Raw genomic sequence first — 16,046 nt, 5'->3', positions numbered from 1 at the left:
CAGGAGGTCCGGGGTGAATATGCTGCAACGTTTTCTGCTTGTTTGTCTGGTGATGGCTGGGGCGTTGGCCCAGGCCGCTGCGCCGGCAGCGGGCACCCTGATCAAGAACCAGGCATCGGCCAGTTACCGTGCCTGTCTTGATGATGGATGTACCGAACAGGCTGAGGCGCAGCGCGTTACCTCTAACCTTGTACAAACCCTGATTCGTAATGTGCCGGGTCTGGAACTGGTCAGTGATCAGGGCAAACCCGCGGTGCCGGGCGGCTATGTCTACTTCTCACACGTACTGACCAATACCGGGAATGGACCGGACCAGTATCAATTCTGCCTCGACACGATCAGCAGCGACTTTGTCTCCTGGACGGTGTATCGGGATGAGGATGGTGACGGTCAACCCGACGTGGGTGGCGCCCTTTTCAATCAATCAGATGCCGACGCCTGTTGGGATTCCTTAACGCGAACACTGATTGCCGATGAAACCTTCTCGCTGGTGATTGAAGCCGAACTGTCCAATGCCGTAGTAGCAGGTCAGCAGCCCTCCCTGCGGCTTCTGGCCAGCAGCAATGAGGATAATGTCATTGTTGCCACTAATACGGATGAAGCGGATGTCGTAAATGGTCCCGTTATTGAGGTGGTTAAATCCCTGAGCGAACGGGAAGGACGCTCCCCTGCTGGACCGGTTACGGTGACGCTGGAATATCGCAATGCGTCTGATCAGACAGCAACAGATATCGTTATTGAGGACATTCTCCCCACCGTGACGGTGGATGGCGTGGCCGGAGGTATGACATACGTAGCGGGTTCGGCCCGCTGGAGTCAGACAGGGAGTACCGTACTGACCGACGATGGTGAAGATGGCAGCCAGGGCAGTGCTCCCGATCTGATCGACTACTGCGCTTACGATGAGGATGCCACGAATCCGGATTGTCATGACCGAGTTCGTGCCGAGGTGCAGCAGTTGCCGCCGGGTGGTATCGGCATTCTGACTTTTGATGTCATGATCGACAGCGGTATTGCCGCAGGCGACCGGGTACGCAATACCGCCCGTTTTCGCTATGCCAACCAGGCCGGCGACACAGTGTTTGGCTCGCCTTCCCCTTTCAGTACCAATTCCGTCAGCTACCGGGTCATCGGCCGCGCGCTTCAGCCAGCGGTTGTGGCGAACAATGACACGTCAGACAGTGTCACCGGTAACGATGATGTTTCCGACACGGGTAACCGGGTTGAAGTCGCGGCAGTAGGTCAGGGCGGGACTGTCGCGTTCGACAATCTCATCTGGAATACCGGTGACGGCGAAGACAGCTTTGATATTCTGGTGGATAGCGTCAATGACCGTCAGGGCAATGCGCTGGCTACTCCCTTCCCGGCGAATTCGGTTTTTCAGCTCTACAAGGCTGATGGTGCTACGCCATTGGTGGACACCGATGGTAACGGCGTCGCGGACACTGGCCCTATTCCATTGCCCGATGCTGTCACAGGTCAGTGCCCGGCGCGGTACGTCACCGATACGGTAAATGGCGCTTGCGGGGTGCGGGTAATCCTGCGTGCGATCCTCCCGCCGGATGTGTTGGGAGGGCCGTTTGCCGTAACCAAGATAGCGCGCTCGGTAAGCGATACCAGTGTCAGCAATGCAGTGAGCGATATCCTGCTTGCCATTACCACCAACAATGTGGATCTGACCAATGACCAGCCGGTCAATGGTAGTGCGCCGGGTGAGGGTGTGGGCCCGGAAGCAACCCCGGTTCGAACCCTGTCCATTGCGCCTGGAGGGCAGGGGGCGTTTGTGGTCTATATCAATAACACCGGTGCTCGCCAGGACACCTATGAGCTTCAGGTGAGCAGCAGCAACTTCTCCCCGGGACAGCTTCCGGCCCAATGGCAGGTAGCCTGGCATCGCGATGGTGGTACTGGCGATTGCAGCAGTCTCGGTCCGGCGCTAACCAATTCCGGATTGGTGCCTGCCGGTGGACAGAGACTGATGTGTGTTCAGGTCAAGGTGCCCGATACCGAGTCTGGCGACCAAACAGTTTCCCTTTATCTGCGTGCGTTGTCTCCGACCAGTGGCGTCAGCGATATCAAGCACGATGCAGTTACCGTCGTGGCTGGCCCGGCGCTATCGTTACAACCCGATCAGGTAGGGCAGGTGGCTCCGGGAGCAAGCACTACCTACAGCCATCAGCTAACCAATACCGGGAACGTGGATCTGTCGAACGTGCTGCTGTCTGCCAGTCCGGCTGCGGCGGCTGACAATGGCTGGTCGGTGACCCTGTATGAGGACAGCAATGACAATGGGCTTTGGGATCCGGATGATGCCTTGATCATTGACGGGACGCCATTGCAGACGGCGGGCAGTGATGGCGTGCTCACCGTTGGGGAAAGTATTTCCGTGTTTGCCCGGGTGTTTGCGCCAGCCAATGCCGCTTTCGGTACCGTCAATATCAAAACCCTTACTGTCACGGCTGAGGGCGCGGCCCAGACCGTTTCTGATCAGGCCACCGATACCACCACGGTTAACAATACGGATGTGGCCATCACCAAAGAACAGGCGCTGGATGGAAACTGTGACGGCGTGCCTGATGGGCCCGGCAGTTGTTCCGCGGATGGCTGCTTTGTCTATACCCCGTTTCAGGCGACCCCCGGGGAGCAATGCGTTATCTACCGGCTGACGGCAACCAATACCGGTTCGCAGAGTATGTATGAGGTAACCATCAATGATCGAACCCAGCCTTATACCAGCATGCTGGGTGCCGCAACTCGCTGCTCTTCGCCCACCGGGGATTGTGCGGGTGATGTGGTGGCGCCGGGGGACGCTGCAACCGGCGATGTATCGGTCAACATTGGTGAGTTGAGAGCGGGTCAGCAAGCGGTGCTGATCTTTGGTCTGAGGGTAGAGTAGCGATGACAACCAAAGGCCCCAACAAGAACAAAGGCAAGCTGGTGATGAGACTGCTGGCTGTGCAGATGTTGATCCTGGTATTGGTGGTTGGGATCTGCCTGGTGAGCGCTCCAGCCTACGCAGTGAGTGTGGCCCTTAACGGGACCCGGACGGTTATCGGCGGCAGTGATTGTGCGCTTGCGACCTATCGCTTTGGGACGAATACCACTTACAGCGGTCAGGCTCTGGATTTGCTGGTGGAAGTGATCCAGGAAGATAACGAGCAGGCAGGTTCCTTTCAGTGTGTGGGTGTGGACAGTGGGGTGCTGTTTGTAAGCCTGCGAGACAAGGATAGCGGCGAGAATATCGCCTACGCAGATTTGCGACTGACTCTGGTGGCCCAAGGGACCACCACGCCGGTCACCGTGGATCGCATGGTGGTCACGGGTTTCGATCTGGACCGCAACAGTGACAACACCCAGACAGACACGGATGACATGTACTTTACCACCGGGCCGACAACCCGGTCCTATGTGTCTACCAATACCCAGACAACGGTCACCACGACGGGCACGGGAAGTTATAACACCCGCATCCGGGGCCGTGATGACAACTGTGATGATGGCGCAACCAATTCCCAGCCGGAGTGTCGGGCCAGTGTGGTGTTCGCGGAGACATCCACCGCCACCGTCAGGGTGCAAAACAACAATGCCTATGGCAATGACCCCAATACGAGTACTGCCCGCCGAGTGTCTTACCTGTCATTCAGGATCAACGACTTTGAAGACGTGGTCGACGGTAACCTGGATTACGGTGACGCGCCCTCCAGTTACGGAGCCGGACGCCAGAATGTGACCACGGCTTTAGGTTTGGGGCGCGGCTTGCTGCCGGATCATGATGCTGCCAATCAGCCAACCACTGCTGCGACGGGGGATGATAATGATGGCAGTGGTGGTTCTCCGACGGAGTACGACGATGAAGATGGGGTCTTTCTCAATGGCTCGACCTTGAGCAATGCGTCGGTGTTTCCGGGTCAACAAAGTGAACTGTCCATTACGACGTTTGGTAGTGGTTACCTCAATGCCTGGATTGACTGGAATCGCGACGGTGACTTCAACGATAGTGGGGAACGGGTGATTACCAATCGCCAGGTAACCAATAATGGTGAAACCGCTTCCGGTAATGGCTCGAGCAGCTTTATCACAACCACACCTGTCAGCGTGACGGTGCCGCAGAACGCGTCTGCGGGGCAGACCTATGCCCGCTTTAAATTCACCCGAAATACCAATCCCGGTATTGGTTCGAATGCCAATGACGGTGAGGTGGAGGACTACCGGTTAACGGTGGCTCAGCAGAGCTGTAATGCCGAAATCAGTGGCAACCTGTCTTTGAGTGGAACCGCCTCAAGGGATGGTGTGACAAATGAAATTACGCTGACCCAGGCGTCGGGAAATCAGGCAGGTTCTGCCTGGTCACAGAATCGCATCAGCTTGTTGGCGCCCTTCACGGTAGAGTTTTCGATCTTTCTGGGAGACAAGGATGCCGCGGGTGCAGACGGTATTGCCTTCGCCTTTCAGCGTGATCCCGATGGAAGTAATGCCACAGGTGTGTTTGGTGGGGCCTTGGGTGTCGGTGGACTGGATCCCGCAGTGGCGGTGGAATTTGATACCTACAATAACGGTACCGGTTACGGTGACATCGTCAATGATCACACCGTAATCTACGACCCGGTCAATTACACTGATAGTTCCGGTGGCGGCAGCCTGCTCAGCTCTGTTGTGGACCTTGGCAATATTGAAGATGGGGAGTGGCATACGGTTTCGCTGGATTGGGATCCGGTTACCAACCAATTGCAATACAGGTTTGATGGTTCGCTGGTGGCGGTGGTCAATCGTGACTTCACCAATCTGGACTTTGCCGGTGACCCGAACGTGTTCTTTGGCTGGGCTGCATCCACAGGGGGATCCAATAATCTACAGAAAGTCTGTGTAATCGATGCCCCTGAGCAGGTGTTGATTGATTATGGCGATGCGCCTGCCAGCTACCAGAATCCTTCTCATATTATTGTGGACGGTATTCGTCTGGGTGCCGATATTTCCGAAGATGTGACCGGTTACGATAGCGCGACTGCCGGGGCAGACAGCTTTGACGATGGGGTGACATTCCCGTCCAACTTGCCGGGAGTCGATCCTGTGCAAGTTGAGGTAACCGGTGCAGGAGGTTACCTGCAGGCCTGGATCGACTGGAACCGCGATGGCGATTTTGATGATGCAGATGAACAGATTGCCGAAAATCTCCAGGATGAAGATGGCGACGGGTTTATCGATTTTGTGGTTCCCCCTTCCGCGCAATCGGAAAACGCCAATGACGTCATTGCCAGGTTCCGTTGGTCGACAACCGAGGACCTTAATGCCTATGACGGTGCAGATGATGGTGAAGTCGAAGATTACCTGATCAATACCCGGGAAGTGGTGTTTTGTCCGCAAGGGTCAGAGGCCACAGGCGGGGGGATCGCCACCGGAGGCACCGGAGGATATCGGGAGTCCGTTTACTGGCTGGATTGGAACTGCGGGACCAAAAACAATTATCTGCCGGGTGAGCTGGTTCGCAAAAGCTGGGTGTTCGGGCCGGTGGAAATCCGCGCAACTGTAGACAACATTACCAGTCAGCTGAATATCTATAACAGCGGTAACTGGTCGGGCGACCGTTTTGATGATCTGTATCAGGGGGTCAACCCGGTTGGCCTTGCCAATACCAATGGGGCAGAGCCTAACTTTGATATTGGTTGGGAAGTTTACCTCAATGGACAGAGGGTGCCGGCAGACATCATTGCTGCTGACGTGGAAGACACAGATGAAAATGAGAGCCTCACATGGGAGACCGATGGTGAGCCCTGGGAGATTTTCTCGATCGCTCCGCTGTCTGACCTTCAGGCGCGTTTTGAAAATGGTGCCCGCCGGCTGGTGCTGACAACGGGGTTGGCCCCAGGCACGGGTACTCTGCTCGCCTTGACTGAAGATGCTACCCAGACCTCACACATTGTGGATGGCTCGGGTGTTCAGGCTGTGGGGTTTGGCGTGTTCCTGCAGGTAGACCATGGTGATATCGCGGGTGGTTACCCGCAAAGCGGCGGCCATGTGTCACGTCGAGATGCCACCGGTGGGAGCAAACCCACCTCTGATACGGATGTTAATACCCTGACGGTGGCGACCTTGCAGCCGGCGACGCCCTATCTGGGGGAGATTGGTCCTGATCCCGAAGATGCAGACCAGAACTCCGCCAACGCGGATGCCGATGGCCCGGAAGAAGACGGGGTCAGTTTCCCGCCGCTGATTCCTGGTGCGGGTGCCACGATCACAGTGACCCTTACCGAAGATGTGGTTGGTGAAAACTATGTTCAAGGCTGGATCGACTGGAACCGGGACAATGACTTTGACGATGCCAGTGAACAGATCGCCCTGAACGTTCGTGATAATGATGCCCAGGACGCCAATAGCAGTCCGGGGGTGATCGAGCTGAACCTGTTTGTTCCGCCGGGCGCGTTTATCGGCAACACCTATTCCCGCTTCCGACTGTCCAGCACCCCGGACGTGCCGGCGGGTGGCCAGGTTGTGTTCGATGGTGAGGTGGAGGATTACCTGGTGACTGTTTCTTCCGGCAATACCGGGGGGATTCTGTCGGGCTGGGTGTACGAGGACAATGGTGACGGCGCCACCGCCCACGATGGTATCAAGGCCGGTAACGAACCCGGCATCGCCAACCAGCGAGTGGTGTTGTATCACGATGCTGACAATAACGGTGTGTGTGAAGACACCGACACGGTTCTGGCTGAAACCCTTACCGACGGGGACGGGGGCTGGCGTTTGGTCCCGGTGCTGGCGGATGTGGGCAAGAATGCCTGTCTGGTCGTGCAAACAGCCAACGGGTTTCGTTCCATCAGCGAGAATCCCGGCGATGGCGGAGCCAGCATCAACACCGGTGCCGCGGATGATGATGTAATGTTGTTGCAGGTGCAGCCCAGCGGGGTGGATTGGGACAATATTCTGTTTGGTGATGCCGGGTTGCCGGTGCTGGAACCGGACCGTCAGGGCGTGGTGGATGCCGGTAACAGTCTGCTCTACAGCCATCGCTTTACGGCACGCACTGCCGGTTCGGTGGATTTCAGCCTCGGTACAGCCCAAACCGTCCCTGCGAGTCCGGCCTGGACCGATACCCTGTTCCGTGATGCGGATTGTGATGGCGAACTGTCTGCTGCAGACGAGGCGCTACCGGTTAGCGGAGTGGCGGTGCAGGCAGGAGACAGCCTGTGTCTGCTGGTCAAGGTGTTTGCCCCTGCCGATGCGCCCCTTGAGGCACTGCACAGTCGTCCGCTGATCGCCTCCCAGACTTTTGCAGGTACAGCACTGCAGTCCACAGTCCAGGTGCTAGATACCACTCGCCTGACGGCAGGCAAGCTGATTCTGGACAAGACTGTGCGAAACATCGGTCCGGATGGTCTGGCCGGCACGGCCGATGATGTGGACAGCCAGGACGGGACCGCCAATCAGGCTTCCCCGGGGGATGTGCTGCGTTACCGGCTGACCTTCTCCAATCAAGGGGTGCGGCCGCTGACCGAGGTGACGATCAATGACAGCACGCCCGCGTTCAGCAGTCTGAGCCAGGCCGCCGTTTGTCCCACCCCCTTACCGGCAGATCTCGGCGGTTGTAATCTGACCACTCCGAATGGCCCCAATACCGCGGGCTATGAGGGGGCGCTGCAATGGTTGTTCAGCGGCCAGCTGCTACCGGGTAATCAGGGGGCGGTGGTCTACGATGTGCGGGTTAGTCCCTGATCCGGGGCACCCGCTTCAACCTACCTGATACCGTAAGACCGTGATAGAATGCGGCAACCGAGCCCGAGGGTTCGGTTTTTTTGTGGCTGTCTGGCAGGAATCATGGATTTCAGCATAGTGATAAAGGCCCTGTGCCTGGTGCTGGTAATCGAGGGCATTCCGCTCTTCCTGGCGCCCGATCGGGCTCGTCAGGCCGCGCTTCAGCTGGCGCGGATGCCCGGGCAGTCCCTCAGAATACTGGGGCTGGTGCTCATGGTATTGGGTGCCGTCCTTCTGGTGGTGATGAAATGAATCAGCAAGCACAGTGGCTACTCCCCGATGGGGTGGAAGAAGTCTTGCCGGGCCGCGCCCGGGCGATTGAGCAACTGCGACGCGGTACCCTGGATCTGTACCAGCGCTGGGGTTACGAACTGGTCTTCCCGCCACTGATCGAATTTCTGGAATCCCTGTTGAATGGGGCTGGCCGGGATCTGGAGCGGGAAACCTTCAAGATCACCGATCAGCTTACCGGGCGTTTGATGGGGGTGCGTGCCGACATTACCCCGCAAGTGGCGCGGATGGATGCTCACAGCCTGCGCCGTAATGCGCCCACTCGGTTGTGTTATTGCTCCAGTGCCCTGCGTACCCGTCCTGCCGTGGCCGGTGGTACCCGCCTGCCATACCAGATTGGTGTTGAACTGTTCGGCCATTCTGGCGTGGACAGCGATCTGGAAGTTATTTCCCTGTTGCTGGAAACCCTGCGGCTGGCAGGGGTCGACAACGAGGTCGTGCTGGATCTGGGCCATGTGGGCCTGTTCAGTGGCCTGCTGGCGGATTGCTCCCTGAGTGACGCGCAGCAGGCCCAGCTGGAAGATATTCTGGTCCGCAAGGCACGGGTCGAGCTGGATACGTTCCTGGCCGACAGCAGCCTGCCGGACGCCGCCAGCAAGGCGCTTGCGGCTTTGCCATGGCTGGCGGGTGATGCGGCGGTGCTGGGCGAGGCACGGGAGATATTTCAGGATTTCCCCGCAGCGCTGGCAGCCCTGGATGAACTGGATACGCTGGTCTCGGTGCTGAGCCAGCGTGGCGTTACCTTGCATCTGGATCTGGGTGAGCTGCGGGGTTATCACTACCACACCGGTTGTGTCTTTGCGGCGTACCTGCCCGGCGAAAGTGAGCCGGTGGCCAAGGGTGGGCGTTATGACCACATTGGTGAAGTATTTGGTCGTGCCCGTCCCGCGACGGGTTTCAGTGCCGACCTGAAAATGCTGTCGGCTCGCACGGTGGCTGCGGGCGATAATGGCATTCTCGCCGAAGGCTCTTTGCAGGATGCGGATTTCGCCGCCGCCGTGGCCGCGTTGCGTGATCAGGGCGAGCGGGTCGTGCTGGCGTTACCGGGCGCAGACAATGATGCCCAGCTGTTGGGCTGTCAGCGCAGGCTGGTACAGGGCGACAACGGCTGGGTCATCCAGGACAAGTAAATTCACGGGTGGTGACCGGTCTGTCCGGTCTTCACTTACGGTAAAGCGTGTCGTGTGCCAAGCGCGCCGCGTGCAAGCGTTAACTCAACAGGCAGCTAGCAATCATGGGTAAGAACGTAGTCATTCTGGGCACCCAGTGGGGTGATGAAGGCAAAGGCAAGATCGTGGATCTGCTCACCGATCAGGCGTCGCTGGTGGCCCGTTTTCAGGGCGGCCACAATGCCGGCCATACCCTGGTGATCGACGGCAAGAAAACCGTCCTGCACCTGATCCCCTCCGGCATCCTGCGTGAAGATGTTCAGTGCCTCATCGGCAATGGCGTGGTGCTGGCGCTGGATGCCCTGCTGAAGGAAATCGGCGGCCTGGAAGAAAACGGCGTCCCGGTACGCGAGCGTCTGCGTCTGTCGGCGTCCTGCCCGTTGATCCTGCCCGTGCACGTGGCACTGGATCAGGCCCGTGAAGCGGCCCGGGGCAACAAGAAGATCGGCACCACTGGCCGCGGTATTGGTCCGGCCTATGAAGACAAGGTCGCCCGTCGCGGTCTGCGTCTGGGTGATATCTATCACCGGGAGCGTTTCGCGGCCAAGCTTGGCGAAGTGATGGATTACCACAACTTCGTGCTGCGCAATTACTACAACGCCGAGCCGGTGGACTTCCAGAAAACCCTGGATGAAACCCTCAAGCTGGGTGAAGACGTGCGCGGCATGGTGACCGATGTGACCTCCGTACTGCATCACGCTCGTGAGCAGGGCGAGAACATCATGTTCGAAGGGGCCCAGGGTACTCTGCTGGATATCGATCACGGTACCTACCCGTACGTGACCAGCTCCAACACCACCGCTGGGGGGACCGCTACCGGCTCCGGCGTGGGCCCGCTGTATCTGGATTACGTACTGGGTATCACCAAGGCCTACACTACCCGTGTGGGCAGCGGCCCGTTCCCCACCGAGCTGTTCGACGAGAATGGCCGCTACCTGGCCGAGAAAGGCCACGAGTTCGGTTCCACCACGGGTCGTGCCCGTCGTTGTGGCTGGTTCGATGCGGTGGCACTGAAGCGCTCTATCCAGATCAACTCCATTTCCGGTCTGTGCCTGACCAAGCTGGACGTGCTGGACGGTTTGGAAGAGGTGAATATCTGTATCGGTTACCAGGATGCGGAAGGCAACTCCCTGGAGTGTGCCTGGGATGCGGACAGCTACGAAGAAGTGAAGCCGGTGTACGAAAGTCTGCCAGGCTGGAGCGAGTCCACCCTTGGCGTCAAGGCAGTGGAAGACCTGCCGGCCAATGCCCAGGCTTACCTCAAGCGTATTGAGGAAGTGACCGGCGCGCCGATCGATATCATCTCCACCGGTCCGGACCGGGTAGAAACCATCATCAAGCGACATCCGTTCGCATGATGCGCAAGGGCAGCTTCGGCTGCCCTTTTTTTGTGGCTCTGTGTGTAAATCAGGATCTATTCCGGATCCGGTTCACAAATCATCCTTTTGCCGTTTCGCTGAGATCAAACTGCAATAACTTCCCGATTAGATAGTGCCCTCTTGGTTCATTCATCAATCGGGGATTTGTCATGCCTAATCGTATCGTGCGGTTTGCCCTTAGTGGGCTGGCTGCTGGCGTTTGTGCTGCTGCCAATGCAGATGTCGCCATTCCGGCTTATCAGTCCGGTAGTGCCTGGTTCACCGACGGTCAATCAAATGTACAAGAAAAAGCGGAGCTGGAACGTACGGCCGCAACCGCGAAGAATGTCATCCTTTTTGTGGGTGACGGGATGGGGATTTCGACCCTCACAGCGGCCCGAATTCTTCAGGGGCAGCTGGCAGGTGATGAGGGTGAAGAGAACTACCTGTCCTTTGAAACCTTTCCCTACAGCGCACTGATCAAAACCTATAACACAAATCAGCAGACCCCGGATTCCGCCGGCACCATGACGGCGATGATGAGTGGTGTGAAAAACAAGGCCGGCATGATCAACATTTCTGATGCGGGTATGCGCGCAGATTGTGCTTCCTCTCAGGGAAATGAGCTCAACACCTTTCTGGATCTGATGGAAGAAGCCGGGCGCTCCACGGGGGTGGTCAGCACAGCCCGTGTTACCCATGCGACACCAGCGGCGACCTATGCCCGTGTTCCCGAGCGTAACTGGGAGTCCGACGACAGTCTGACGGATGAAGCCAAAACCAACGGCTGCAAGGATATCGCAGATCAGCTGGTGTCCTACGATTATGGTGACGGCATTGATGTGGTGCTGGGCGGCGGTCGACGTCATTTTCAGACCACCACCGATGGCGGCAAGCGTACCGACGACCGCGATCTGACCCAGATCTGGCAAGACCGCTACGCCGATACCGAGCAGAGCGCGCTGTACATTGAGACGGGCACGGAGCTGGCCAGCGCGGATCTGGCGGTCACCGACAAGCTGCTCGGGTTGTTCGCTTCCTCTCATTTGAGCTACGACGCTGACCGCCAGGCAACCGGTGCGGATGAGCCCACCGTGGCAGAAATGACGGAAGCGGCGATTGAGGTGCTGAGCAAGAACGAAGACGGTTACTTCCTGATGGTCGAGAGCGGCCGTATCGATCACGGTCACCATGCCGGCAATGCCTATAACGCTTTGCACGATGCGGTCGCCTTTGCCGATGCGGTGCAGGCAGCCAAAGACAAGGTAGACCTTGAGGATACCCTGATTCTCGTTACGGCAGACCACAGCCACGTATTCACCATCGCCGGTTACCCCACCAAGGGCAACCCGATTCTTGGCAAGGTTGTTACCAACGACGGTTCCGGTGCGCCGGAATCTGATGCCTACCTGGCTGCAGATGGCCAGCCCTACACCACACTGGGCTACACCAACGGGTTTGGCTTTGCCGATCTGGGGGCAGAAACGGATGCGGATGCCATCTATGCCATGGCGCCAAACGGCGGTCGCCATGATATCTCGTCAGTGGATACCGAAGCGCCGGGCTATCACCAGGAGGCCCTGATTCCGATGGGGTCTGAAACCCATGCGGGTGAGGATATCTCATTGCATGCCGCCGGCGCCGGCGCGTACATGGTGCAGGGGAATGTGGAGCAAAACACGGTGTTCCATATCATGACCACCGCCACCTCCGTGACCCCTGCTGAGTAAAGGAGCAAGACAATGAAAATCAAATATCTGGCACTGGCCATTTCCGCCTCGGCACTGCTTTACGGCTGTGGGGGCGACAGTAATAACGATGAAAACGGGGACGGTGGCCGCGATGTCGGCGGCGAGGCAGCGCTGTCTTTCCCGGCGTCACAGGTAGCCAGCGACTGGTACGAGCAGGGTGAGGCGGTAGTTGCCGCAGCGGCACAGAAACAGGTTAATAACGAGGTGGGTGCGGCCAAGAACGTGATTCTGTTTGTCGGTGACGGTATGGGCATCTCCACCGTGACGGCGGCACGCATCCTGGCCGGGCAAATGCAGGGCCTCGATGGTGAAGAGTATCAGCTCAGCTTCGAAAAAATGCCGTTTACCGGTTTGATCAAGACCTATAACACCAACCAGCAAACCCCGGACTCGGCCGGCACCATGACGGCCATGATGAGTGGTGTGAAAACCAAGGCTGGGGTGATTGGCGTAGCGGAAGGCGCGGTACGGTCTGATTGTGCCTCCAGTCAGGGCAAGGAGCTGGTAACCGCCCTTGAGCTGGCTGAAGATCAGGGTAAGGCCACCGGTATCATTTCCACTGCCCGTATTACCCATGCCACCCCGGCGGCTACCTATTCCAAGAGCCCCGAGCGTAACTGGGAATCCGACGATAACCTGACTGCAGAAGCCGCCACCAATGGCTGTAAGGACATCGCCGATCAGCTGGTGTCGTTCGACATTGGTGATGGTATTGATGTGGTGATGGGGGGCGGCCGCCGTCACTTCTTGCCTGCCGCAGACGGTGGCAAGCGTACTGACAGCCGCGACCTGACCGACGAGTGGAAAACCGCGCATCCTTCAGGCTCTTACCTGCAAACGGGAACCGAGCTGGCTGCGCTGGATGCCGCCAGCGCTACCCAGGTGCTGGGTCTGTTCAGTAGCAGCCATATGAGCTACGACTCGGACCGTCAGGCCAACAGCAAGGATGAGCCGTCCCTGTCTGAGATGACCAGCAAAAGTATCGATATCCTGTCCAGGGATGAGGACGGCTTTTTCCTGATGGTCGAGTCTGGCCGGATTGACCATGGCCACCATGCGGGTAGTGCCTATAGCGCCCTGACGGATGCTGTGGAGTTTGCCAACGCCATTCAGGCCGCCATGGACAAGACCAGTGAAGAAGACACCCTGATCATCGTCACCGCTGACCATAGCCATGTCTTCACGATTGCGGGCTATCCGACCCGGGGCAACCCGATCCTTGGCAAGGTGGTGACCAACGACGGTAGCGGTGAGCCGGAAAGCACCCCCGCCCTGGCTGCGGATTCCATGCCCTACACCACGCTGGGCTACACCAATGGCCTGGGCTTTGCCGAGCTGGGCGATGAGCACGATGCGGACGCCCGTTACGGCTCTGCCATTGATGCCGGTCGCAAGGATCTGGCCGCCGTCAACACCGAGAGCCCGGGTTACCACCAGGAAACACTGGTGCCGCTCAGCTCTGAAACCCACGCGGGTGAAGATGTGGGAGTGTGGGCTCGCGGTCCGGGGGCGCACCTGCTCACCGGGACCAACGAGCAAAGCCTGATCTTCCATGTGATGGCCCATGCGGGTGGTCTGCTGCCCGAGTAACCCTCCGGCAGTGGCAACAGGAGGCCCGCGAGGCCTCCTTGTTGTATGGAGCTAATATGAAACAGGGTTGTGTGGCCAATGGGAGAGTCACAATGAAAAAAACGATTGGGATCGCTTTGCTGCTGGTGCTTTCGCCGCTGGCTCAGGCTCAATGTCTTCAGCCTGCGGCGGGGAGCGTGATTCATGCCCGATATGATGTGTATAACGGCACCCAGCGTTACAGCGTGGACTTTTATCGTGGTGATGATCGGGTTGCCTGGCAGCGTGGAGACGTGATCAGTGCCTGGTCACAGCAGGATGATCAGGTGTCGCTGTTGCGGGTGTTTCCCCAGTATCAGCGCACCATTTGGTATCCCGCCGGGGACTTGCGGGCGCTGGGCAAGTCCTCAGAGTGGGGTGCGGTAACCGGTTGGCCGGTGCCGCAGGAGAATGGTTATCAGCGAGTCAGTGATCAGGTGGCGGTCGTGCAGGGGTGCGAGGCGGGTGAGTTCGAGAATGCCGAAGGCGCCCGGGTGCTGTGGCTGGAGACGGCAGGACTGCCGGCCCGGATCGCCGAAAACGACACGGTCTGGCAGCTGGTATCACTGGAGCAGGTCGCCGAGAGTGACACCTTTGCCCGTTGGTCGGCCTGGCAGAGCACGGATTTTGCGGATGTCGGGGATAACGAAGCCGATCCCTTCCTGCGCCGCATGATTGCTTTGGGCTTTGTGGAGCATGGTGCGAGCGGGTTCTATCAGGCCGATGGCACACCGATGCAGGCACCGGCGCACTCACACGCGCATTGATCCGTCTGCCGCAGTGGCCATCAGCGATGGCGGCGGCGGGGGACTATTTGCGACGGGTGATGACGATCAGGCCTACCGTGATCACCACCACTGCGGCAGGGAACAGCAGCAGATAACGCTTGCGGCGGGCTTCCTTCTCGCGCTGGGCGTCGGCGGCGGCGATGGCTGGATGGATCTCGCTGCCGCGGGCGCCTTGTTCGGGGCTGTTGGCAGACCAGGCTGAAACCGGTGCCAGGAACAGGCCGGTGGCCAGTACCCAGGCGGCAAGCAGATTACGCATCAGTATCATGGCAATAGCGACCTCATCGAATGTCGGGAGACGGGTGACGGCAGGCCAGAAACGAAAAAGGGCCCCCGTCTGGGAGCCCTTTCGAAATTGGTGCGAGGAGAGGACTCAAATAGGGCTTGTAACTGGCTGATATAAATAAAGATATCTCAGTTCAATTTTGCTTCATACCAACACATGTACCAACAAGCGGATTTGTAAAAATTTCTGACGCATGGTGGTGTCATCATTCACCTAAATCCTCTTCCGCTGACTTCATCCTAATTTGGAGGGCAGCGAAGGGTGTGGATCATACCATTCTTGCCTCCTTGTGCCACTTGCTCAATCAGAGAGGCGAGGGGCTTATTCCACAGAATTAGCGACCCAGGGGCCTGGCTTTTTTAGAGGATGAGACTCCGGCTCTTAGGTGCAGGGGAGCGGGAAGTGTTACTTAGCCGATCAGATAACTACATAATGATCATTGCTAGCAATCATGTGATATTGGTTTTCTATTTAGCCACCCACTTGTCTACTTGTGAATGGAGACGAGTAGGCATTTTACTGTGGTTGACGTCCACGAACGTTCGGCAAAAAATAATTCCCACAAAAACCGCCGATTCTGCGTAATACGTACATGGATCTCAGAAAAGTTTTTTGGATTTGTACTTTGGGCTTGACGCATTGGTTGGCAATGTATTAGCTTTTCTTGGCTTGGCATCGCCACGGATAGCCAAGCTCCCCTTCGCCAAGTTCCTTCGGTGTAGGTAGAACACTACAGACATTTAATGTCACTTCAACAGCGCAGTCTGAATGGCCGTGGTATCCATCAGCAATCAGTCGCCCCCCCCTAGCATCGGATTCACGCCAAGCGTGAAAGCCCGATCAAACACTAAACAATTTTTAATTGGCGACCATATAGGTCGACCTGTGTTATTTGCTGCGCTGAATCGCCACCAGTTTGCTAGACACCTTTCAGCCATCCAAAATGGCAATCAGAGAGGTATCCATGAGCAGCAAGCGCTATCCCGAAGAATTCAAGATTGAGGCGGTTCGTCAGGTGACGGATCGTGGTCACAGTGTGGCCCAAGTGG

At 57.9% G+C, this 16,046-nt stretch carries 10 protein-coding genes; 9 read left to right on the top strand and 1 reads right to left on the bottom strand.

The annotated features are described in order from the left end of the window. Nucleotides 1-19: 19 nt before the first annotated feature. From D4A39_RS05395 to D4A39_RS05360, 8 genes are all read left to right on the top strand, one after another. On the top strand, nt 20-2,896 hold the full coding sequence (locus tag D4A39_RS05395) for a COG1470 family protein (protein WP_031226402.1): 2,877 nt from the start codon (nt 20-22) through the stop codon (nt 2,894-2,896). Nucleotides 2,897-2,898: 2 nt separating this feature from the next. Continuing rightward, nucleotides 2,899-7,707: a CshA/CshB family fibrillar adhesin-related protein gene (locus D4A39_RS05390; RefSeq protein ID WP_119917667.1), complete on the top strand. Its 4,809-nt coding sequence runs from the start codon at nt 2,899-2,901 to the stop codon at nt 7,705-7,707. Nucleotides 7,708-7,809: 102 nt separating this feature from the next. Beyond that, entirely contained in the window at nt 7,810-7,998 is a 189-nt protein-coding gene (locus D4A39_RS05385) for a DUF2065 domain-containing protein (protein ID WP_022985242.1), read from the top strand. Next, on the top strand, nt 7,995-9,167 hold the full coding sequence (locus D4A39_RS05380) for an ATP phosphoribosyltransferase regulatory subunit (RefSeq protein ID WP_119917666.1): 1,173 nt from the start codon (nt 7,995-7,997) through the stop codon (nt 9,165-9,167). Before D4A39_RS05385 ends, D4A39_RS05380 begins: the two co-directional genes overlap by 4 nt. A gap of 104 nt (nt 9,168-9,271) precedes the next feature. Beyond that, the gene (locus D4A39_RS05375; protein ID WP_022985240.1) at nt 9,272-10,564 is read left to right on the top strand and encodes an adenylosuccinate synthase; all 1,293 of its coding nucleotides are present in this window, start codon (nt 9,272-9,274) and stop codon (nt 10,562-10,564) included. A gap of 170 nt (nt 10,565-10,734) precedes the next feature. Further along, on the top strand, nt 10,735-12,294 hold the full coding sequence (locus D4A39_RS05370) for an alkaline phosphatase (protein WP_119917665.1): 1,560 nt from the start codon (nt 10,735-10,737) through the stop codon (nt 12,292-12,294). A 12-nt stretch (nt 12,295-12,306) separates the two neighbouring features. Beyond that, a complete protein-coding gene (locus D4A39_RS05365) occupies nt 12,307-13,905 on the top strand; it encodes an alkaline phosphatase (RefSeq protein WP_119917664.1) in 1,599 nt (532 codons plus the stop codon). A 92-nt stretch (nt 13,906-13,997) separates the two neighbouring features. Further along, a complete protein-coding gene (locus D4A39_RS05360; RefSeq protein WP_147393889.1) occupies nt 13,998-14,690 on the top strand; it encodes a hypothetical protein in 693 nt (230 codons plus the stop codon). A 43-nt stretch (nt 14,691-14,733) separates the two neighbouring features. On the opposite strand, the gene D4A39_RS05355 is transcribed toward D4A39_RS05360, so the two are convergent. Continuing rightward, the gene (locus tag D4A39_RS05355) at nt 14,734-14,970 is read right to left on the bottom strand and encodes a hypothetical protein (protein ID WP_233552424.1); all 237 of its coding nucleotides are present in this window, start codon (nt 14,968-14,970) and stop codon (nt 14,734-14,736) included. 991 nt (nt 14,971-15,961) lie between these two features. On the opposite strand from D4A39_RS05355, the gene D4A39_RS17950 reads away from it, so the two are divergent. Next, nucleotides 15,962-16,046: transposase (locus D4A39_RS17950; RefSeq protein WP_233552453.1), on the top strand; the 85-nt coding region annotated here is incomplete at its 3' end.

It is taken from the genome of Alcanivorax profundi (genome assembly GCF_003597125.1).
GTDB classification, from domain to species: Bacteria; Pseudomonadota; Gammaproteobacteria; order Pseudomonadales; family Alcanivoracaceae; genus Alcanivorax; species Alcanivorax profundi.
The sequence above is the reverse complement of the archived record's forward strand: the minus strand, read 5'-3'. Positions and strand labels throughout refer to the sequence as shown.

Bases quoted from the DNA above. Each gene is read 5' to 3' on its own strand.
- D4A39_RS05365 (WP_119917664.1), top strand. From the start codon at position 12,307: ATGAAAATCAAATATCTGGCACTGGCCATTTCCGCCTCGGCACTGCTT.
- D4A39_RS05360 (WP_147393889.1), top strand. From the start codon at position 13,998: ATGAAAAAAACGATTGGGATCGCTTTGCTGCTGGTGCTTTCGCCGCTG.
- D4A39_RS05380 (WP_119917666.1), top strand. From the start codon at position 7,995: ATGAATCAGCAAGCACAGTGGCTACTCCCCGATGGGGTGGAAGAAGTC.
- D4A39_RS05375 (WP_022985240.1), top strand. From the start codon at position 9,272: ATGGGTAAGAACGTAGTCATTCTGGGCACCCAGTGGGGTGATGAAGGC.
- D4A39_RS05390 (WP_119917667.1), top strand. From the start codon at position 2,899: ATGACAACCAAAGGCCCCAACAAGAACAAAGGCAAGCTGGTGATGAGA.
- D4A39_RS05355 (WP_233552424.1), bottom strand. From the start codon at position 14,970: ATGCGTAATCTGCTTGCCGCCTGGGTACTGGCCACCGGCCTGTTCCTG.
- D4A39_RS05395 (WP_031226402.1), top strand. From the start codon at position 20: ATGCTGCAACGTTTTCTGCTTGTTTGTCTGGTGATGGCTGGGGCGTTG.
- D4A39_RS05370 (WP_119917665.1), top strand. From the start codon at position 10,735: ATGCCTAATCGTATCGTGCGGTTTGCCCTTAGTGGGCTGGCTGCTGGC.
- D4A39_RS05385 (WP_022985242.1), top strand. From the start codon at position 7,810: ATGGATTTCAGCATAGTGATAAAGGCCCTGTGCCTGGTGCTGGTAATC.